This window comes from Solidesulfovibrio carbinolicus, from assembly GCF_004135975.1.
Lineage (GTDB): Bacteria > Desulfobacterota > Desulfovibrionia > Desulfovibrionales > Desulfovibrionaceae > Solidesulfovibrio > Solidesulfovibrio carbinolicus.
In genome coordinates this window covers 336,826-357,409 of sequence record NZ_CP026538.1, presented here as the reverse complement: position 1 = coordinate 357,409, position 20,584 = coordinate 336,826, and the positions used below count along the sequence as shown (strand labels likewise).

The window sequence follows — 20,584 nt, the reverse complement described above, 5'->3', positions numbered from 1 at the left end:
GTCCCTTGGCAACCCGGCGGCGGGATTGCCGGGCGCGCCCCAACCTTTTGCCTGCGATCCACCATGACTCCTACACACGACGTCGTCATCGTCGGCGCGGGGCCGGCCGGCTCCACCGCCGCCCATGTGCTGGCTTCCCGGGGCGCAAGCGTCCTGGTCCTCGACAAGGCCGAATTTCCCCGGGACAAGCTGTGCGCCGGGCTGCTGACATGGAAGGCCGTGGACGTGCTGGAGCGCGTTTTCGGCGACGCGCCCGAGGGCCTGCTCGCCTCGGGCGTGTTCAACGCTGCCCCGGCCGGCTACTGCATCCGCTTCCGCGACCACATCATCGCCCAGGGCGAGATGTTTTATCCGTTTCATCTGACCAAGCGGCGGGTGTTCGACAAGCATTTGGCCGACCGGGCGATCAAGGCCGGGGCCGACGTGCGCCTGGGCCTGGCCGTCTCCCGTGTCGATCCGGCCACGGGCACGGTGCAAACGGCCGACGGGCGGGAGTTTCGCGGCCGGTTTGTGCTGGGCTGCGACGGCGTGGCCAGCGTGGTCCGGCGGGCTTGTCCTTTTGACGGGGCCAACTGGAAGGCCGGCATGGGCGGGGCGCTGGAATTTTACATCGACCGCGACGATCCGCGTCTGGCCGCGCCGGCCCATGCCGATCTGCGGGCCGAGCATCCCACGGTCTACGCCGGATTCTTGCGGGCGGGCTACGGCTGGGTGTTTCCCCATGCCGACCGGCTGGCCATCGGCATCGGCGGCCATAGCGCCCGGCATGGCCGGGAGTTTCGGGCCAAGTTCCGGGAGTTCGTGAGCTTTCTGGGGCTGCCGCCCGAGCTGGCCGACGCGGCCAAGGGGCATGGGCTGCCGTACGGCAACTACATCGAAAAGCCGTGGCATGGCCGGGTGATGCTGGCCGGCGACGCGGCGGGGCTTGTCGAAACGCTTTTTGGCGAGGGCATCTACTACGCCCTGCGCAGCGGCGAGCTGGCCGCCGAAGCGGCCCTGGCGGCGCTGACCCGGCAGGCCGATCCCCACGCCCTCTACGCCAAGGGGCTTGACCGCGACATTTTGCCGGAGCTGGTCTGGTCGCGCAAACTGCGCCGGGTGCTCTACGCCAGCCAGTCCTGGGGTTTCATGCCGCTTTTGTGTTTCGTGCGCGGCGGCGGCAAGCTCCTCGCCGAGATGGTGCACGGCATCCGGTCCTACCGTTTCCTGCTGCGCCGCGCCAAAGGCCCGGCCATCTAACCACCGCCCGCCGACGCCGTTCCATCAGACCGCATTCCCCCTATCGGGAGGGTCCGGGAGGGGCTGAGCCCCTCCCGGCCGCCGGAGCCGTACCGCCCCCCCTTTACCCCTTTTCTATATGGGGGGTCCGGGGGCCTCAGGCCCCCGGCCGCCGGAGGCATTTTCATCTTCTTTTGTCTTATCTTCTCCGCGAATTACCCGTCGCCACGCCCGTCGCCGCAGATGGTGAAGCGCAGGCGTTTTTTCTCTTTCACTTCTTCCCAGGTCGGCTCCTGCCAGGGGATGGCGGTCTGGCGCGACGGCCTGACGATGACGTGGCCGCCCGCGTAGCCGGCCACGTCCACGCGCACCGGGCCGTCGCTGTTGCGGGCCTTGGGGTTGAAGGAGGCCAGGAAGGCGGCGGCGGCGGCCACGGCCCCGTCGTCCCAGACCGCGCCGGGCAGTTTGCGGGCCACGCCCAGGGGACCGGGCAGGTCGCGCACCTTGAAGAGCAGATCGTCGGGGCCGGCCTCGCGCTCCAGGGCCGTGTTGTCGGCCTGGTTGCGGCCAATGGCCAGCCAGTGGTCGCCGGCCCAGAACTGGCGACCGATGTTGGCCAGATCGAAGTCGGTGGGCCGGGGCGTGGTGCTGTGCATAAAAAGCGGGAAAAACCGTTTGGCCGAGGGCTGCTCGGTGAGCAGGCAGCCGCCGGCCGGGGTGGGGATTTCGGTCAGCCCGAAGTGTTCGGCCAGGGCCATCTGGTCCTTGCGGCCGCGACCGTTCATGGAAAAGAGTTTTTCGCGGTCGACCAGGCCGCTTTTTTCGGCGTCGGATTCGGGCAGGCGTTTGGCGCACAGCGGCCGCAGCAGAATGCCCTTGGCGCCGGAATCGCGAATGATGATGTTGAGCGCGTCGATGCGTTGGGACATGGGGCGCTGGCCCACCACCTCGCCGGAGATGATGAAGCTCGCGCCGTAGTCGGCGAGCATGGCCTTGGCCCGGCGCAGCATGAGGATCTTGCAGTCCACGCAGGGATTGAGGAACTTGCCCAGGCCGTGGACCGGGCCGGCCGAGAGCATGGCGACGTACTCTTCGGCAACGTCCACCGGGATGATGTCCAAGCCGTAGATGGCGCGCCAGTGGTCGATTTTGTGGGGCTTGCCGAAAAAAGGGCTGACGAAATGCAGGCACAGGACGTCGAGGCCTTGGGCAACGATGGTCTTGGCGGCCAGTATGCTGTCGAGGCCCCCGGAGAAAAGGGCCAGGGCGTGGTAGGATTTCATGGGGCGTAGCTAAAGCCTCGCCGGAAGGAAGGCAAGGGGCGCGGCGGCGGGGGTGAGCGCGCCGATTTCCTGCAATCGCCTTCGAGCCGAAACATTGGCGGGCTAGATGCAGCATCGAGCGGGGTGCGAACCACGCATCCCGGAAATGGCAGGCTCACGCCGCCAACGGGAGACACGCCATGCTTGACCCCGTCTATTTCTCCGACACCGCCGAAAACCTCGGGTCGCTTCGGGCCACCCATCGGGACCAGGAAAAAAACCTCCACTATCTCCGTGAATTACTCGAAGAGATCAAGCTGCGGTTTGTCCGGCTCGACAACGGACTGGCCGATTTCCAGACCATTGTCGCCAGCCTGGGCCGGGATAAAGCCGAACTGGCCGGAAGCCGCCGCACCGTTCGCGCAGCCCGGCCGCCGCGCCTGCCGTTGCCGCCGCGTCGTCCCGAGATCGCGGCCGCCCTGGCTGGGCAATCCTCGCGCCACATCCCTTCAGCAGTGCGATAGCATTTAACAACACGGCATTGGCGCGTTCCCCGGGAAACAGGATGCCTGCTTCTCGAGAACGCGGCTTTTGATCCGCCGCCAGCGCTCCCGGCTCATTGTCCCGGCCGGGCACGCCGCCGCTCCCTTGCCCCCTGCCGCCCGCGCCGCCTTGGTTGCCGGGCGGCAGGCTTTTTGCTACTAGGTCGCTCTTACGCCCAAACACCAATGCCAGGAGCATGGCAACATGGCTAAAAAGCCCGCCTTGAGCCCCCAAGAGTTCCGCAGCGAAGCCCTCGCCACCGCGCTCACCACCATCGAGCGCAAACACGGCCAGGGCGCCGTCATGCGCCTGGAAGATTCCGCCCATGTGAAAATCCCGGCCATCCCCACCGGCTCCATCGGCCTCGATCTGGCCCTGGGCATCGGCGGCATCCCCAAGGGCCGCATCACCGAAATTTACGGCCCGGAATCCTCGGGCAAGACCACGCTGGCCCTGCATATCATCGCCGAATCCCAAAAACTCGGCGGCACCGCCGCCTTCATCGACGCCGAACACGCCCTCGACGTCAACTACGCCCGCCGCCTGGGCGTCAACACCCCGGAACTGCTCATCTCCCAGCCCGACTTCGGCGAACAGGCCCTGGACATCGCCGATCTCCTCGTGCGCTCCAGCGCCGTGGACGTGGTCGTCATCGACTCCGTGGCCGCGCTGATCCCCCAGGCCGAACTCGAAGGCGAAATGGGCGAAACGCAGGTCGGCGGACAGGCCCGGCTCATGTCCCATGCCATGCGCAAACTCACCGGCACCATCCACAAGTCGCAGACCTCGGTCATCTTCATCAACCAGATCCGCATGAAGATCGGCATGACCGGCTACGGCAGCCCGGAAACCACCACCGGCGGCAACGCGCTCAAATTCTACGCCAGCGTGCGCCTGGACATCCGCCGTATCCAGACGCTCAAGGACAAGGAAGAAACCTACGGCAGCCGCTGCCGGGTCAAGGTCGTCAAGAACAAGGTCGCGCCGCCCTTCCGCGAGGCGCTGTTCGATATCCTCTACGGCACCGGCGTGTCCCGCGAAGGCGAGCTCATCGACATGGGCGTCGAAGCCGGCATCGTGGACAAGTCCGGGGCCTGGTTCGCGTTTGGCTCCGAACGCCTGGGCCAGGGCCGCGACAACGTGCGGGCCTTCCTGCAGGAACACACCGACATCCGCGACCAGATCGAAGGCAAACTGCGCGAACACCTCGGCTTCGCCGAATACGTGCCGCCGCCTTCGCCCGAAGTGATGGAAGAAGAAGACGGGATGTAGAGGAAGAGACGAGAAGACAAGACAAGAGAAGAGTGCCTCCGGCGGCCGGGGGCCTGAGGCCCCCGGACCCCCCAAATGGGTAAAGGGGGCGGGCGTTGCGGCGTTGGCGGCCGGACACGTTAAAGGCTGGTCGGGTCTGAAGGCCGGTTGGTTCTAAAGCCGGTCGATTACCAACGGCGGGCGCGCACATATTTCACCCCTTTGCGGGGGTTCGGGGGGATCATCCCCCCGATGGGGAGGGTCCGGGAGGGGCAAAGCCCCTCCTGGCTCTTCGTCTTGCAGCTGACAACAAAGCTATCGAGGAAGATGCGGGGGATGTTGTCCTTTGGTCTTCCATCCCCATGCGGAGGCATATACAACATGATGACGGCAACCGAGATTCGCGCCAAGTTTCTGGAATATTTCGCGTCCAAGGGCCATCAGGTCGTGGCGTCCTCGCCGCTGGTGCCGCGCGAAGACCCCACGCTGCTTTTCACCAACGCCGGCATGGTGCAGTTCAAGAAGGTGTTCCTGGGCCAGGACAAGCCGGGCTACTCCCGCGCCACCACCTCCCAGAAGTGCCTGCGCGTGGGCGGCAAGCACAACGACCTGGAAAACGTCGGCCGCACCGCCCGCCACCACACCTTTTTCGAGATGCTCGGCAACTTCTCCTTTGGCGACTATTTCAAGGAAGACGCCATCACGTTCGCCTGGGAATTTCTCACCGAAGTGATTGGCCTCGACAAATCGCGCCTCTACGCCACGGTCTACCTCGACGACGACGAGGCCCACGGGCTGTGGAAAAAGATCGCCGGCCTGTCCGACGAGCGCATCTTCCGCCTGGGCGAGAAGGACAACTTCTGGTCCATGGGCGACACCGGCCCCTGCGGCCCCTGCTCGGAAATCATGTACGACCGGGGCGAGGAAGTGGGCTGCGGTCCGAACTGCGGCATCGGGACCTGCGACTGCGACCGCTACCTCGAAATCTGGAACCTCGTGTTCATGCAGTTCGACCAGATCGAGCCCGGCAACCGCGTGGCCCTGCCCCGGCCGAGCATCGACACCGGCATGGGCCTGGAACGCATCGCGGCCGTCGTCCAGGGCGTGCACTCCAATTTCGACATCGACCTGTTCCAGACCATCATCAGCTCGGCCGCCCGGATCGCCGGGGTGACCTACGGCGACAACGACGAGCACGACACCGCCCTGCGCGTCATCGGCGACCACAGCCGCTCGGTGGCTTTCCTGCTGGCCGACGGCGTCATGCCCTCCAACGAGGGCCGGGGCTACGTGCTGCGCCGCCTGATCCGCCGGGCCTTGCGGTTCGGGAAGCTCATCGGCCTGTCCGATCCCTTCCTCTACAAGACCGCCGGCGTGGTGGTGGACGTCATGGGACCGGCCTACCCCGAACTGGTCGCCAGCCGCGAATTCATGGAACGCGTGGTGCGCGAGGAAGAAGAACGCTTCGGCGTCACCCTCGACAAGGGCCTGGCCATCCTGGCCGAGGAACTCGACCGCATGGCTGCGGCCGGCGAAACCGTCATCACCGGCGAATTCGCCTTCAAGCTCTACGACACCTACGGATTCCCGCTGGACATCGTCAACGACGTGGCCGGCAAGCGCGGCATGGCCGCCGACGAGGACGGGTATCGGGTCTGCATGGCCGAACAGAAGGCCCGGGCCAAGAAAGCCTGGAAGGGTTCGGGCGAGACCGACCCGGCCGTGCTGTTCCTGGAGCTGCTCGAATCCGGCATGAAGTCCCGTTTCACGGGCTACACCGAACTGACCGCCAAAAGCCGCGTCAACGCGCTCATTTCGGCCGAAGGCCAAGCTGTTGAGCGCCTCATTGCCGGCGAGACCGGCTACATGGTCTCGGCCGTGACCCCCTTCTACGGCGAATCCGGCGGCCAGGCCGGCGACCTGGGCACGGTGACGACGCTGACCGGCGACGTGGCCGTGCTGGGCACGCTCAAAGCCGGCCCGGAGCTGACCGCCCACCACATCCAAGTCCAAAAAGGCGAGATCCTGCTCGATCAGGAAGCCGAGCTGGCCGTGGACGCCGCCACCCGCGCCGCCACCGCCCGCAACCATACCTGCACCCACCTGCTCCACAAGGCGCTGAAAAACGTCCTTGGCGGCCACGTCAACCAGGCCGGTTCGCTGGTCACCCCGGACCGCCTGCGCTTCGACTTCTCCCACGTCTCGGCCATGACCGCCGAGGAACTGGCCAAGGTCGAGGACGAGGTCAACGCCGCCATCCTGCTGGACGCACCGGTTGTTGTCGAGGAACTCGGCATCGAAGCCGCCCGGGCCAAGGGGGCCACCGCCCTTTTCGGCGAGAAATACGGCGACGTGGTGCGCGTGGTCGAAGTGCCGGGCGTGTCCATGGAACTGTGCGGCGGCACCCACATCGGCGCCACCGGCCAGGCCGGCAGCTTCTACATTCTCTCGGAGTCCGGCGTCGCGGCCGGCACCCGCCGCATTGAGGCGGTCACGGGCGTAAACGCCCTGCGCCATGTGCGCGAGATGCGCGGCGAACTCGATGACGCGCTCAAAACCGTCAAGGCCAAGCCGGGCGAACTCGGCGCGCGCGTCAAAAAGCTGCTGGATGAGATCAAGGCCCTGGGCAAGGACAAGGAACAGCTGGCCGCCAAACTGGCCTCGGGCCAGGGCCGCGACCTCATGGCCGGCCTTGAGGAGATCGGCGGCGTCAAAGTCCTGTGCGCCCGGGTGGACGCCCCCAGCGTCAAGGCCATGCGCGAGGCCATGGACGATCTGCGCAGCAAACTGCCCTCCGGCGTCGTGGCCATCGCCTCGGAGCAGGAAGGCGGCAAGGTGAGCCTGATCGTGGCCGTCAGCAAGGACCTGCACGACCGCTTCACCGCCCCGACGCTCATCAAGGACGCCGCGGCGGCGGTCGGCGGCTCCGGCGGCGGCCGTCCCGACATGGCCCAGGCCGGCGGCACGAACCCGGCCGGCATCGACGAAGCCTTGGCCAAGGTCAAGGCGGCGATCGCGGGGTAGGTGAGGGAGAGAAAGAGAGATAAGAGGAAAGAATGCCTCCGGCGGCCAAAGGGGCTGAGCCCCTTTGGAAACCCCACCGGGGGAAGTGGATAGTTTGAGGCCAGTTGGCCAAAAAAGGCGGCTTCGCAAGGGGCCGCCTTTTCGTTTTGGCTGATTCGTGGCAGCGTTATCGCCGGATACGCAACGCAATTCCCAGACGACTGGATGGTGTCCCATGAAACTGATCGATCTGAACACCTGGCCCCGCCGCGAGCATTTCGCCTTTTTCCAGTCCCGGCGAAATCCTTGCTTGGCGGTCACCGCGCCGATCTCCGTCGAGAAGTTGCTGCGCTTTCGCCAGCAATGCGGCGAAGGCAAGCCGCGCCTGTCGGACTGCGTCTATTACGCCATCATGCGCAGCGCCAACGCCGTGCCGGAGCTGCGCCAGCGGTTGGTGGACTTGCGCCCCGTGGAATTCGCCCGCGTGGACGCCGCCTTCACCTACCAACCCAAGGGCCGCGACCTGCACGCCAACTGCGTCGCCGCCTACGACGCATCCTTCGCGCGCTTCCGCCAGACCATGGAGGCGTCCCGCCAGGCGGCCGACGCCGCCCCGACCCTGACGCCCGCCGGCGGCGAAAGCCAGGGGCTCGTCTATATGACCAATCTGCCAGGCGTAGCCTTCACGGCCGTCTCCAATCCCTGGGACGATCCCTGGCGCGACTCCGTGCCGCGCGTGGCCTTCGGCAAGATCGACCCGGACCGGATGACCATGCCCGTGGCCCTGGAAGCCCTGCACAGCTTCGTGGACGGCCGCCATGTGGGGGAGTTTTTCGGGGGGATTGAGGCGGTGCTGGCCGAGCCTGAGAGGGTGTTTGGAGGAGAAGCCTCCGGCGGCCAAAGGGGGTGACCCCCTTTGGAAACCCCGAATGGGGAAGGACGGTGGTGAGTTATTGCGATCTACTTGAGGATGGTGCGGGGCCGGAAAGGCCCCGGAAAAAGGCGGCTCCCTGACGGGGCCGCCTTTTGTATGGGCGACGAGCCTATTGCCCCCCGGCCTGCCGGCGGCCGAGGCCTTCGGCCAGCAGCGCCACGGCCAGGGTGTTCATGCTGACTCCCTCCACGGCGGCCTGCCGGGCCAACCGGGCATGAAGGCTCTTGGGCACGCGGGTGCGAAACTCGCCGGTCTTGTTCGGCCCCTGCCCCGGTTCGGGCACGGCGTCGCCCCATTTTCGGGCAGCATCGATCCAGGCCTTTTCAGCGTCCGCGCCGTTGGCAATGGCTTCTTCGACAGTCGCGCCATCGGACATGCAGCCGGGCAGATCAGGAAAAATGATGAGGTAGCCCGGGCCGTCGTCTTCATCAAGCAATGTTATTTCAAAAGGATAACGAGGAGTTTCCATCAGCTGGCTCCTTTGGTCACGGCATCGACAAGGGCCAGGAAGCGGCGGATGTAAATGGGCAGGATGGGGCGATGGGCCGGCACGCTCAGATGGCTGGCCCCAGGGTGGCGAAAGACACAGTGGCTCGTGCCGCTGTGATCCCAATCAATGCCCAACCGATCAGCCACGGCCTTGAGGTCATCAATACGCCAATCACGTGGATTCTGGCGCATCTTGGCCAATGTCCTGTCAGCCGAAGTCATGGATAGATGGTATCGCAGGCGGGACCAAAGTCAATAAGGAAAGCCAATACAAACAAGCTCTCGCTATCGCAGTCAGCAAGCCGCTCCCCACCCCCTTGAAAAGTTTTTGGGGAAGGAGAGGGGGGCGCGGGGGGAGAGGGAACCCCTTTTTTCAAAAAGGGGTTCCCTCTCCCCCCGCACTCGCGCTAGCCAATCTCCGCCAAAATCTCCCGCGCCGCCGCCGCCGGGTCGGGGGCTTTGGTGATGGGGCGGCCGATGATGATGTGGGTCGCGCCGGCGACGATGGCGGCTTTGGGCGTGGCCGTGCGGGTCTGGTCGTCGGCCACGCTGTCCAGCGGCCGGATGCCCGGCGTGGCGATGATGGGCTTGCCCCCGAGCGCCTTGCGCAAAAACGCCGTCTCCAGGGGCGAGCAGACGATGCCGTCGGCTCCGGCGGCCAAGGACGTCTCGGCCCGCAGCCGCACCAGATCGGCAAGCGTGCCGGCAAAGCCCGACTGCTCCAACTCTTCCGGCCCCAGGCTCGTCAGCACCGTGACGGCCAGGATCTTCGTCTTTCCCTTGGCCTTGGCGGCGGCGGCCACCACCTGCGGATAGCCGTGCACCGTGGCCAGGGCGATGTCGTGGTTGGCCAGCTGGGCCGTGGCCAGGGCCACGGTCTGGGGGATGTCGTGAAATTTGAGGTCGAGCATGACCTCATGGCCGCGCTTGACCAGCGCGTCGCACACGGCAAAGCCGGCGTCGAGGAAAAGCTGCAGCCCGACCTTGAAGAAATTGACCTGGGGCGACAGGCGGTCGGCCAGCTCCAGAGCCTGGGCTGCGGTGGGGACGTCCAGAGCGACGATGAGGCGACGGTCGGCGGATGGTGCGGTCATGGGGCTCACGCGGTGGATTAGAGGTTGGCGTAGCGTTCCAGGCGTTTTTTATAGGCCAGGATGCCCTCGGTCATGCCCTGGGCCAGGGCGCGCAGATAGGCGTCGGAACCCAGGCGCTGGGCGTCGGCGGGATTGGTGACGTAGCCCAGCTCCACCAGCACGGCCGGCATGTTGGCCCCGATGAGCACGAAAAACGGCGCTTCGTGGGGGCCCCGGTCGCGGGTGGGATAGTCGCCGCGCACGGCGGCGATGGAGCGTTTTTGCACGAATTTCGCCAGGTCGCGGGACTCGGCGGTCTTGGCCGAGAGCATGAGGTCGGTGAGGATGGCTTGCAGGTCGCTGATTTTCTTCTGGGAAGCGGCGTTTTCCCGGGCGGCCACACGGACGGCTTCCTGGGTGGTGGCGAGGTTTAAGGAATAGGTTTCCATGCCGGCCGAGGATTTGTCGGTGTGGGAGTTGCAGTGGACGGAGACAAAGAGGTCGGCCCCCTTGGAATTGGCCAGCTCGGTGCGTGTTTCCAGGGGGATGAAGACATCAGTGGTGCGCGTATAGATGACGCTCAAGCCCTTTTTCTGGAGCGCCTCGCCCAGAAACTTGGCGAACCGCAGGTTCACGTCCTTTTCGGTCAGCCCGGACAGCCCCTGGGCCCCGGGGTCCTTGCCGCCGTGGCCGGGGTCGATCATGACCGTGCGCAGGGTCAGGCCGAACTGTTCGATGAGGCTGCCGGCGTTTTTGCGGGCCTGTTCGGGCGGCCGCAGGTTGGCGGCCGGGGCCGAGGGCAGAGGCGGCGGCGTTGCCGGAGCCTTGCCCTCCCGGGCGGCGGTCTGGACCGGCGTTTCCTTGGCCGGCGGCGGCGCGGCCTTGGCCGGGGTCTCGGCCCGGGTCGGCTCGGGCGCGGCGCGGCCCTTGTCGCCGGCCACGTCCAGGACCACCCGGAAGGGGCCGGTTTCGGAGCGAATTTCGTAGCCGGAAAGGCTCTCCAGCTCCAACACCACGCGCACGGTTTCCGGCGTGAAATAGCCGGCCCGCACCCGGGACACCGGACCTTTCTTGTAACGCTTCTCCGAAGCCAGCCTGGGGCCGGTGCGGGCGTTGTCGAGGTCGATGTAGAGGCGTTTGACGGCCCCGCCGTCGGAACGCTTCTGATCGAGGATCTGGTAGCGGTAGGCGGTCTCCCGAGTCAGCGTCAGGGTGATCCGGCTGCCGCCCGGCGTCTCCTCGACCTCGGCTTTGTTGAGAAAGGCGGGCTTGGCCGGCGTGGCCAGCTCGGCGGCCGGCTTGGCCGGGGTCGGCACAGCGGCGGGTTTGGCGGTCGGAGCCTCGGCGGACTTGGCCGGCTCGGCCGGTTTGGCGGCCGGCGCGTCGCCGAAGGCGGCCAGAAATTTCCGGGCCTGAGCGGCCATGTCGCCCTTGGGATATTTGCGGACCAGGGTCTCCAGGTCGGCCTTGGCCTCCAGGGGACGCTTGAGGTTCTCGGCCAGGATCACGGCCCGGCGCAACAGCGCGTCATCGGCCCAGGCATGGGTGGGGAAGGACTGGGCGAGCCGGCCGTAGAGGCTGGCGGCGGCTTCGAAATCGGCGTCCAGGACCGACCGCTTGGCCAGCTCGGCATTGGTCCAGGCCTGATAATACAATGCCTTGGCCCCTTGACCCGTGTTGCCGCCGGCCTTGGCCAGGGCAGCGAAATCAGCGTCGAGTTCCTTCCACAGGTCGCGCCGGCCGGCCGAGGCCGGGTCCTTGCGCAGAGCATCGAAACGCCCCACGGCCTTGTCGTAGGCACTCTCCGGGACCTGGCCGGCGGCCTTGGCCCGGGTCTTGGCCGCCAGGGCCTCCCCGGCCTGTCCCGGAGCCAGGGACAGCCCCAGGACAAGCGCCAGGACGACGCCAAGGACCGTCCAGGCCCGGATCGAAACGCTCGTGCCCGCCACGCCGCCGCCTATTCCACGGTGACGCTCTTGGCGAGGTTTCTGGGCTGGTCCACGTCCTTGCCGAGGTAATCGGCCATTTCGTAGGCAAAAAGCTGGAGCGCCGGCAGCATGAAGAAGGTGGCCAAGGGGCCCCAGCCGGCCGGGACTTCCCAGGGATGGTCCACTTCGAGGTCGGCGCCCGGATGGGTGAGCGCCACGATCTTGCCGCCCCGGGCCTGGACTTCCTGGAGGTTGGACTTGACCTTGGGATAGAGCGCGTCCACCGGGGCCAGGGCAAAGGACGGGAACTTGGGATCGATAAGGGCGATGGGGCCGTGCTTCATCTCGCCAGCGGCATAGCCCTCGGCGTGGATGTAGGAGATTTCCTTAAGCTTGAGCGCCCCTTCCAGGGCCATGGGGTAGTACAGCCCCCGGCCGAGATAAAGGAAGCTGCGCGCTTCGCTATAGACCCGGCACAAGGCCTTGGCCCGGTCGCGCATACCGGGCAGGGCGGCGTCGAGCTCGGCCGGCAAGGCTTCCAGGGCCGGCAGGCATTTGGCCGCCACCTCGGCCGGCAGCACGCCGCGCTTGCGGCCCCAGACCAGGGCCATGAGCGTGAGCAGCGTCAACTGGGAACACATGGCCTTGGTGGAGGCCACGGAAATTTCCGGTCCGGCCTGGGTGTAGAGCACCACGTCGGCCTCGCGGGCGACGCTGGAACCCACCACGTTGCACAGCCCGATGACCTTGGCCCCGCGCGCCTTGGCCAGCTGGATGCCGGCCAGGGTGTCGGCGGTCTCGCCGGACTGGCTGATGGCGACCACGGTGTCGCCAGGTCCCAGGATGGGGTCGCGGTAGCGCAGCTCCGAGGCGATCTCCACCCGGGTCGGGATGCCGGCCCACTGCTCCATGAGGTACATGCCCCACAGGCCGGCGTGGTAGGAGGTGCCGCAGGCCACGATGAAAAGCCGCTCCGGGGCCGGCAGGGGTTCGAGCTCCGGCAGCCAAGCCGATCCCGTTTCCCGGTCGATCCGTCCGGTCAGGCAATCGGCGACAACGCGCGGCTGCTCGAAAATCTCCTTGAGCATGAAATGCTTGTAGCCGCCCTTTTGGGCCGCGGCCACGTCCCAGGAGATGTGGCGCACGTCCTTTTCCTTGGGAGCCAGGGTGGCCGCGTCCATGACCTGCCAGGAGCCGGCGTCGATGCGCACCATCTCGCCGTCGTCGAGAAAAACCACCTCGCGGGTGTAGGGCAGAAAGGCCGGAATGTCCGAGGCCAGGAAGTTCTCGCCCACGCCCACGCCCAGGACCAGGGGCGAATGCTTGCGCGCGGCGTAAAGCATCCCCGGATTGTCCCGGCTGACCACGACCACGGCGTAGGAGCCTTCAACCCGGGCCAGAGCGGCGGAGAGCGCCCCGGCCAGGGAGCCTTTTTCCTTGAAATACAGGCCCAAAAGCTGGGCCAGCACCTCGGTGTCGGTCTCGGACACGCAGCGGATGCCGGACTCGGCCAGCTCTTTTTTGATCTCTTGATAGTTCTCGATGATGCCGTTGTGGACCAGGGCGATGGCCCGGGAGGCGTCGAGGTGGGGATGGGCGTTTTTCTCGGTGGGCAGCCCGTGGGTGGCCCAGCGGGTGTGGCCCACGCCCGAGGTGGCCAGGTAGACGTTTTGGGCGGCGAGCTTGGTTTCCAGATTGCCGAGCTTGCCCTCGGCCTTGACGGACACGAGGTCCCTGCCCTGCAAAAACGCCACCCCGGCGGAGTCGTAGCCCCGGTATTCCAGGCGTTTGAGACCTTCGATGATGACCGGGACGGCCGGCCGGTGTCCACAATATCCGATGATGCCGCACATAATAGGCTCTCCTGGCGCGCCGGGCGCAAGCTGGAACGGCGGCCGGGACCGGCCGCCCTGGCCGACCGCGAAACCTCGCCGTGCTGTGGCGTATCTAGCCCGGCTTGGCCCGTGTTGCAACCGCGCGCGGCCAAGCCGGCCGGAAAATGCGAACGAGTCAAAGTGACCCGCCGCGTCTGGCCGGGAAATTTTGACCCGCTTACCCCTTCCCAAAGGACAAAATGTCGTCAAGGCGACAACCTGCCGACATCACTTACCAAATCGTAACAATTCCAGCCCTGGCGCGTCTGCGCCCCCCGGCCGACTGTGTGCAGGAGTCCCACAAGCCCGGCGTTGCGCTTGTCATGAATTCTTAAGACACTAGAATGCCTACAGTTTTACAAGGGGCCGATACTTGCTATGCCCCGGCAACCCACAGCCATCGGGGAGACGCACGGTTTCCCCATGCCGTCGCATGACCATGCGGTCTTTGCCGCTGTCCGGCCGTGGGTTCCGGCGTGCCCGCCTCCCCTGGACCAGGAGGCGCGGCCTTGGCGTAAACGGTTTATTCGGCGGGAGGTTTCAAGCGGGGTTTTACACACAACGTAACGGAGGGGGTTTCGATGACGCTGGCTATCTTGATCGCCATTTCCTTGATGTGGCTGCCCGTGGCTTTGTTGTTTCTCGGCTACGGCGAAGCCAAGGGCACGGGGGCCATCTGCGCCTTTGTCGGCATTTGCGTGGTGCTTGGGGCATTTATCAACGCCATCCAAAACGACGCTTTCACGGCCGGGCTGCTTTTTGCCCATGGCCTGCTCTACTGCGTGGTGGCCTATGCGCTGCTGGCCGGCCTGGACAACCTGCGCTCCGTGGGCAACGTGAGCCTCACCGTCGCCATCATCTCCTTTATCTACATGCTACTGTACTACCACGTGAAAGGCAGCGGCTATTTCACCCTGGCCTGCGCCGGCTACACCGTGCTCACCCTCGAAGTGTGGCTGAACGCCTACAACAAGCTCTCGGCCAAGGTTCTTGCCTGGTCGCTCATCCTCTGGGTTCCGGTGGGGCTGTACATCCCCGCCTTCCTGTTGCTCTCGGGCAAGCCGCTGCCTTTCTAGCCTCGCGGCCCAGGGCCCGGATCGCTTCGCCGCGATCCGGGCCTGTCCGATATCGCGTCCGTCGGTTTCGGTTTTTGTTGTTTTTGTCACGACCTTTGGAGGAGGGAATCATGAAACGCTTACTGCTGACGATCCTGGCCGCCGTTCTGGTCACGACCGCCGCCGTCCGCGCCGAGGCAGCCACCGAAGTGCGGATGACCGGAGACGCCCTGGTCTACGGCAACTTTTTTGCCAACCGCAACTTCACCGGCTGGAACAGCGCCAAATGGATCAACGAGGCCGGCACCATCCAGCGCGCCGGCACCAGGACCGAGGACCGCTTCGAAATCTGGGAGCGCTTTCGCCTGCGCTCGGACTTCATCGCCAATGAAGCCGTCAAGTTCCGCCTGGGCATCAAGGTCGAGGACGTCTGGGGCCATGGCACCCTGACCGCCGCCAATCCCCAGGTGGCCCTTGAAGTCTATCAGGCCTATCTGTCGTTCAAATGGCCCGGCACCGACGTTGCCATCAGCGCCGGCCTGCAGCCCGCGTCCATTCCCCAAAGTTCCTTCTTCGCCGGCAGCATCATCTTCGACGAAGACGTGGCCTCGCTGATCATCAGCACGCCGCTGATTGAAGACCACCTGAGCATGATCCTGGCCTACGTGCGCACCATCGCCAGCGACCGCACCTACGCCCCCACCACCACCTCGATCTATTCCAACGAAGAAGGCTACATGCTGGCCCTGCCCATCACCGTCGAGGGCTTCAAGGCCACCCCGTGGGCCCTTTTTGGCGTCGGCGGCAAGGGCGGGCACTACCTCACCGAAGCCGGCTGGGCCGAAGGCCTCATTTCCGCCGGCCTGTTCGCCGTCTCCCCGGTGGGCTGGAAAAACAACTTCATCACCGCCCTGTGGGCCGGCACCACCCTGGAAGTCACGGCCCTTGATCCGCTGAAGTTCTACGCCGACGTCATCTGGGGCCAGCACGGCATGAACGAATACCAGAAAAACGTCCGCAACGGCTGGTTCATCGACGCCGCCGTGGAATACACTGGCCTGAACATGCTCACCCCCCAGGCCTTCGGCTTCTGGTCCACGGGCGAGGACAGCTCCACCAGAAACGGTTCCGAGCGCATGCCCAACTTCTTCCCCGGCTCCGGCCGCGGCGGCGAGCACAACGGCGGCACCCAGTCCTGGAACGCCGGCAACAGCTTCCTCTTCGACGGCGGCCAGGAACTGGTCAAAGGCTCCAACATGGGCATCTCCCCTGTGGGCGCCTGGGGCTTTGGCGCGTCGCTCAATAACGTGAGCTTCATTGAAAAGCTCACCCAGCGCCTGACCTTTGCCTACGTCCACGGCAACAACTCGTCCAAGGCCATCCGCTACGCCAACGAGGTGCTGGGTTCCAACCCCATCTTCGTCATGGGCCGCGACCTGACCGCCAGCGAATGGGTCATGGGGCTCAACTTCGACAGCAAGTACATGCTGTATGAAAACCTGGCGCTCATCATGGAAACCGGCTGGGCCCATCCCAGCGCCTTCCAGCAGAGCGTCTGGGGCCGCCGCCTGGCCAACAAGGCCGAAGACGCCTGGAAAGTCTCCTTCGGCTTCAAGTACACCTTCTAGTGTCACGTCCGCGAAAAACGCCTATGGTGTTTGTAGTCAACGAGCTAAAACCATGTATTATTCTTAAAAAATACTCTCGTATTTTTTAAGGGACGCGACACGAGGACCGCCCGCGCCGACGACGCGACCGCCGGAGCCCGACAAGGCTCCGGCGGTTTTTTGTCGCCCCGGACCAGCCGCGTCCGCCCCACCTGGCCGCAGCCGCCGCGCCGACGACGACGCCGCATGGACAGCGGCCCCGCGATGGGCTACGCCGTGGCCTGCCCAATACCACAAGGAACCACGCCAGAACGCTCAAAGCGACTTTACCATGCAAAACCAGCTCTTTCTCAAGGAACTTACCCGCGAGGCGGCCCGCCGCCGCACCTTTGCCATCATCAGCCACCCCGACGCCGGCAAGACCACCCTTACCGAAAAGCTCCTGCTTTTCGGCGGGGCCATCGCCATGGCCGGAGCCATCAAGGCCAAAAAGGCCGGTCGCCACGCCACCTCGGACTGGATGGCCATCGAACGCGAACGCGGCATTTCCGTGACCTCCTCGGTCATGAATTTCGAGTTCAACGGCCATGCCGTCAATCTTCTGGACACCCCGGGCCACCAGGACTTTTCCGAGGACACCTACCGGGTGCTCACCGCCGCCGACTCGGCGCTCATGGTCATCGACAGCGCCAAGGGCGTCGAGACCCAGACCAAAAAGCTCATGGACGTCTGCCGCCTGCGCGACACGCCCATCATCACCTTCATCAACAAGCTCGACCGCGAGGGCCGCTCGCCCCTGGAACTCCTCGACGACATCGAGCAGAGTCTGGGCATCGAGGCCGCGCCCCTGTCCTGGCCCATCGGCATGGGCAAGGGATTTCAGGGAGTCTACGATCTGCGCCAAGCCCGGCTGCGCTTTTTCGAGGCCGCCGACAAGGGCGCCCGCCCCCGGGAGGGCGTGATCGTTCAGGGTCTGGACGATCCGGCCCTGGACGAACTGCTTGGCGACGCGGGAGCCGCCGGCCTGCGCCACGACGTGGAGCTGCTCGACGGCGCGGGCTACCCTTTTTCCATGGAGCGCTATCTGACCGGCAAGCAGACGCCGGTCTTTTTCGGCAGCGCCATCAACAACTTCGGCGTTCGGGAACTGCTGGAAGCCGTGGTGGACCTCGCCCCGGGGCCGCGTCCCCGGGCGGCCGCGCCCCGGGAAATCTCCCCCCTGGAAGAGGAGTTCACCGGCCTGGTCTTCAAGGTCCAGGCCAACATGGACGCCGCCCACCGCGATCGGGTGGCCTTTGTCCGCATCTGCTCCGGCCGCTTCAACCGGGGCATGAAGCTGCGCCATCATCGCCTGGGCAAGGACATCAAGGCCTCCAACGCCATCCTTTTTATGGCCCAGGAACGCAGCGGCGTGGAAGAAGCCTGGCCCGGGGACATCATCGGCATCCCCAACCACGGCACGCTTAACGTTGGCGACTCCCTGTCCACGGGCGAGCCGCTCAAATTCCTGGGCATCCCGCATTTCGCGCCCGAGCATTTCCGCCGGGTGCTGCTCAAAAACCCGTTCAAGGCCAAGCAGCTGGACAAGGGCCTGACCCAGCTGTCCGAGGAAGGGGCCATCCAGTTCTTCCGGCCCCTAAACGGCGGCGGCATGTTGCTGGGGGCCGTGGGGGCCTTGCAGTTCGAGGTCATCGCCCAGCGTCTGGCCTCGGAATACGACGTGGACGTCGATCTGGTCGGCACGAAGTTCAACGCCGCCCGCTGGCTGTTCGCCGAGAGCAAGGAAGCCTTGGACAAGCTTGTCCATGAGGAATCCGACGCCCTGGCCACCGACGCCGGCGGCCATCGGGTCATGCTGTTTACCAGCGACTGGATGATGGAACGCACCGTGGAACGCTGGAAATCCATCCGGTTCGAGGCCACCCGGGAGTGCGCCGACGCCACGGCCTAGCGGACCGTCCCTGCAATAAGACGATCATTGTTGTTGGCCGACACGCGGCCGGGCCAGTCCTTGGCCGGCCGCGTGCCGCGTTGCCAAGGCCGGCTGCCTGGGCTACCTTGCCCGGCCATGACACACGACACTCCCCGTGCCCGGCACGACCTCGAATTCATTCCCTTTGACCACGAAGGCCAGCCCACCATCCTGGTGCGCGACCGCCTGGAAATCGTGCCCTGGGGCACCGGCATCCCCCAGGGGCTGCTGCCGGTCATGGCCCTCATGGACGGCCGGCGCAGCCTGGCCGAGGTGGCCGCCGCCGTCACCGAGGCCCAGGGCGGCCGGGAAGTGACTGCCGACGACGTAGCCGGCCTCGTCAAACAGCTCGACGCGGCCGGGCTCATGGATTCGCCCGGCTACCGGGAGCGCAAGGCGGCCATCGCCGCCGCCTTCGAGGCCGCCCCCCGGCGCGAGACGGTCTTTGCCGGCCAGGCCTACCCCGACGCCAGGGACGAGCTGGCCGCCTATCTCGACGCCGTGCTGGCCGAGGCCCCCGAGGCGAGCCACGCCCCTGGCCTCATAAAGGCCGTCATCGCGCCGCACATCGACCCCGAGGCCGGCCGGGCCGCCTACGCCGCCGCCTACGCCGCCCTGGGCGCGGCCATCAAGGCCGCCGCGCCCAAGCGCGTCATCGTCCTTGGCGTCGGCCACCAGATCATTGACGGGCTTTTCTGCCTCACGGACAAGGCCTTTGCCACGCCGCTCGGCGACGTGGCCGCCGACGCCGAGGCCGTGGCCAGGCTGCGCGCCGCCGGCGGCCGGTCCGTTGACGCCTCAAGCCTGCCCCACAAGGCCGAGCATTCCGTGGAATTTCAGGCCGTGTTCCTGCGCCACCTTCTGGGCGACGCGCCCTTTGCCATGGTCCCCATCCTGTGCGGCTCGCCGGCCGGGGTGATGGACGCGCCCACGCGGCAGGCCTTCCGCGACTGCGCCGGCCCGTTCCTCGACGCCCTGGCCGAGCTGGCATCCCAGCCCGACACGCTCATCGTGGCCGGCGTGGATTTCTGCCACATCGGCGGCAAGTTCGGCCATGCCGAGCCGGCCGAGGCCCTGGAAGCGGCGGCCCTGGCCCACGAACGGGCGCTGTTGGCCGCCCTGGGGGCCGGCGACGGGGACGCCTTCTGGGCCGAGTCGGCCCGGGTCGGCGACGCCTACAACGTCTGCGGCCTGTCCGCCCTGGCCACTCTGGCCGAGATCCTGCCGCCGTCGTCCATGACGCTGCTCTCCCACGACATCATGCGCGAAACCCCGACCCTTTCGGCCGTGAGCTTTGCCGCCGCCGCTTTTTGCCCCAAATGAGCGCGCCCATCGTCCTTGACCGGCTCATCGTCGAAGCCTCGTCCCGCAGTCGGGCCGAAATCGGGTTCACCATCCGGGCCGGCCACAAGAAACGCTGGCTGGACCATGACCTGCCGTTGGCGCTGTTCGAAAAGGCCCTGCGCGAGATCGACGCCGTCACCGAGGTCCGGTTCCACGGCTGGGGCGATCCCCTGGCCAACCCGGACATCCTGGCCATGCTGGCCGCGGCCAAGCACGCCGGGGCGCGCACGGTGCTTGTCACCGACGGCGTGCGTCTGGCCGACGAGCACGCCTCGGCCCTGACGCGCGACGACATCGACGCGGTGGTGCTGCCCCTGGCCGGACTGGTGGAGGACGCCAATTTCCGGCGGCGCGGCACGAGCCTGTACGCGGCCCTGGCCGCCATCGACCGGCTCACCGCCGTCAAGGCCGTGCACGAGTCCAAACTGCCGGAAGTCGAGGTGCGCTACGCCCTGACCCGCACCGGGCTGGAGCAGGGGGAGCTTGAGGCCCTGCCGCGCTTTCTGGCCGGGCTTGGGGTGGGCGTGGTCCATGTGCGGCCGCTGTCCTACGCCACCGGCCCGGAGACGGAGTACGACGCCCTGGTGCCGGCCGATCAGGCTGCCTTCGACGCCCTGGCCGCCCGGCTTCGGGCCGCATCCGAGGAAGCGGCCGGGCTGGGTCTGCGCCTGGACAGCCGGCTGGTGCACGGCGGACTGACCCGCTTTCGCTGCCCGGACCGGCCGGCCAGCACCCTTTTCATCGCCGCCGACGGCGCGGTCAGCCCGTGCGCCCTGCGAAACGTGCCCATCGCCGACCCGGCCAGCTACCGGTTCCACGGCGCGACCCTGCCCTTCCCCCGCGACGTGCGCGGCAATCTGCACGTCGATGCCCTGCCCGCCGTCTGGAACGCGACGGAGTACCGGGAGTTTCGCTACTGCCACGACACCGACACGCCGCCCGAGGGCTGCGCCGGCTGCTGGCGGTCGTTCTGGGTGGATGTGGCCTAGGGACGCGACACGAGAGACGCGCCGCTCGGCCCGGGAATCGGT

16 protein-coding genes are annotated in these 20,584 nt (G+C 66.4%); 10 read left to right on the top strand and 6 right to left on the bottom strand.

Annotated features, from left to right (window positions below):
- Positions 1 to 63 precede the first annotated feature (63 nt).
- Positions 64 to 1,239: a geranylgeranyl reductase family protein gene (locus C3Y92_RS01520; protein ID WP_129348833.1), complete on the top strand. Its 1,176-nt coding sequence runs from the start codon at positions 64 to 66 to the stop codon at positions 1,237 to 1,239.
- Positions 1,240 to 1,433: 194 nt separating this feature from the next.
- Here the strand turns inward: C3Y92_RS01520 and C3Y92_RS01515 are convergent, their stop codons facing one another.
- On the bottom strand, positions 1,434 to 2,501 hold the full coding sequence (locus tag C3Y92_RS01515) for an adenine nucleotide alpha hydrolase family protein (RefSeq protein ID WP_129348831.1): 1,068 nt from the start codon (positions 2,499 to 2,501) through the stop codon (positions 1,434 to 1,436).
- Positions 2,502 to 2,680: 179 nt separating this feature from the next.
- On the opposite strand from C3Y92_RS01515, the gene C3Y92_RS01510 reads away from it, so the two are divergent.
- The 4 genes from C3Y92_RS01510 to C3Y92_RS01495 all read left to right on the top strand — a co-directional run bounded on the left by C3Y92_RS01510 (position 2,681) and on the right by C3Y92_RS01495 (position 8,187).
- Positions 2,681 to 3,004 (top strand): hypothetical protein, encoded by a 324-nt coding sequence (locus C3Y92_RS01510; protein WP_129348829.1) that lies wholly within the window; start codon positions 2,681 to 2,683, stop codon positions 3,002 to 3,004.
- 223 nt (positions 3,005 to 3,227) lie between these two features.
- Positions 3,228 to 4,295 (top strand): recombinase RecA, encoded by a 1,068-nt coding sequence (gene recA / locus C3Y92_RS01505; RefSeq protein ID WP_129348827.1) that lies wholly within the window; start codon positions 3,228 to 3,230, stop codon positions 4,293 to 4,295.
- A 360-nt stretch (positions 4,296 to 4,655) separates the two neighbouring features.
- A complete protein-coding gene (alaS, locus tag C3Y92_RS01500; protein WP_129348825.1) occupies positions 4,656 to 7,298 on the top strand; it encodes an alanine--tRNA ligase in 2,643 nt (880 codons plus the stop codon).
- 214 nt (positions 7,299 to 7,512) lie between these two features.
- Positions 7,513 to 8,187: a CatA-like O-acetyltransferase gene (locus tag C3Y92_RS01495; RefSeq protein ID WP_129348823.1), complete on the top strand. Its 675-nt coding sequence runs from the start codon at positions 7,513 to 7,515 to the stop codon at positions 8,185 to 8,187.
- Between the two features lie 133 nt (positions 8,188 to 8,320).
- Here the strand turns inward: C3Y92_RS01495 and C3Y92_RS01490 are convergent, their stop codons facing one another.
- The 5 genes from C3Y92_RS01490 to glmS form a co-directional block, all read right to left on the bottom strand.
- Positions 8,321 to 8,680: a type II toxin-antitoxin system HicB family antitoxin gene (locus C3Y92_RS01490; RefSeq protein ID WP_129348821.1), complete on the bottom strand. Its 360-nt coding sequence runs from the start codon at positions 8,678 to 8,680 to the stop codon at positions 8,321 to 8,323.
- On the bottom strand, positions 8,680 to 8,892 hold the full coding sequence (locus tag C3Y92_RS01485) for a type II toxin-antitoxin system HicA family toxin (RefSeq protein ID WP_207214020.1): 213 nt from the start codon (positions 8,890 to 8,892) through the stop codon (positions 8,680 to 8,682). The genes C3Y92_RS01490 and C3Y92_RS01485 overlap by 1 nt, the downstream gene beginning before the upstream one ends.
- 215 nt (positions 8,893 to 9,107) lie before the next feature.
- On the bottom strand, positions 9,108 to 9,794 hold the full coding sequence (pyrF, locus tag C3Y92_RS01480) for an orotidine-5'-phosphate decarboxylase (protein WP_129348817.1): 687 nt from the start codon (positions 9,792 to 9,794) through the stop codon (positions 9,108 to 9,110).
- Positions 9,795 to 9,811: 17 nt separating this feature from the next.
- Positions 9,812 to 11,722: an N-acetylmuramoyl-L-alanine amidase gene (locus C3Y92_RS01475; RefSeq protein ID WP_129348815.1), complete on the bottom strand. Its 1,911-nt coding sequence runs from the start codon at positions 11,720 to 11,722 to the stop codon at positions 9,812 to 9,814.
- Positions 11,723 to 11,730: 8 nt separating this feature from the next.
- Positions 11,731 to 13,554 (bottom strand): glutamine--fructose-6-phosphate transaminase (isomerizing), encoded by a 1,824-nt coding sequence (gene glmS, locus C3Y92_RS01470; protein WP_129348813.1) that lies wholly within the window; start codon positions 13,552 to 13,554, stop codon positions 11,731 to 11,733.
- A 602-nt stretch (positions 13,555 to 14,156) separates the two neighbouring features.
- Between glmS and C3Y92_RS01465 the strand changes: the two genes are divergently transcribed.
- The 5 genes from C3Y92_RS01465 to C3Y92_RS01445 all read left to right on the top strand — a co-directional run bounded on the left by C3Y92_RS01465 (position 14,157) and on the right by C3Y92_RS01445 (position 20,542).
- Positions 14,157 to 14,651, top strand: a complete 495-nt coding sequence (locus C3Y92_RS01465; protein ID WP_129348811.1) for an AmiS/UreI family transporter — start codon at positions 14,157 to 14,159, stop codon at positions 14,649 to 14,651.
- Positions 14,652 to 14,761: 110 nt separating this feature from the next.
- Entirely contained in the window at positions 14,762 to 16,258 is a 1,497-nt protein-coding gene (locus C3Y92_RS01460) for an outer membrane homotrimeric porin (RefSeq protein WP_129348809.1), read from the top strand.
- 310 nt (positions 16,259 to 16,568) lie between these two features.
- The gene (locus C3Y92_RS01455; RefSeq protein ID WP_129348807.1) at positions 16,569 to 18,188 is read left to right on the top strand and encodes a peptide chain release factor 3; all 1,620 of its coding nucleotides are present in this window, start codon (positions 16,569 to 16,571) and stop codon (positions 18,186 to 18,188) included.
- 117 nt (positions 18,189 to 18,305) lie between these two features.
- Positions 18,306 to 19,532, top strand: a complete 1,227-nt coding sequence (gene amrB, locus C3Y92_RS01450) for an AmmeMemoRadiSam system protein B (RefSeq protein WP_129348805.1) — start codon at positions 18,306 to 18,308, stop codon at positions 19,530 to 19,532.
- Positions 19,529 to 20,542, top strand: coding sequence for an SPASM domain-containing protein (locus tag C3Y92_RS01445; RefSeq protein WP_129348803.1), 1,014 nt, complete (start codon positions 19,529 to 19,531; stop codon positions 20,540 to 20,542). Before amrB ends, C3Y92_RS01445 begins: the two co-directional genes overlap by 4 nt.
- Positions 20,543 to 20,584: the final 42 nt, after the last annotated feature.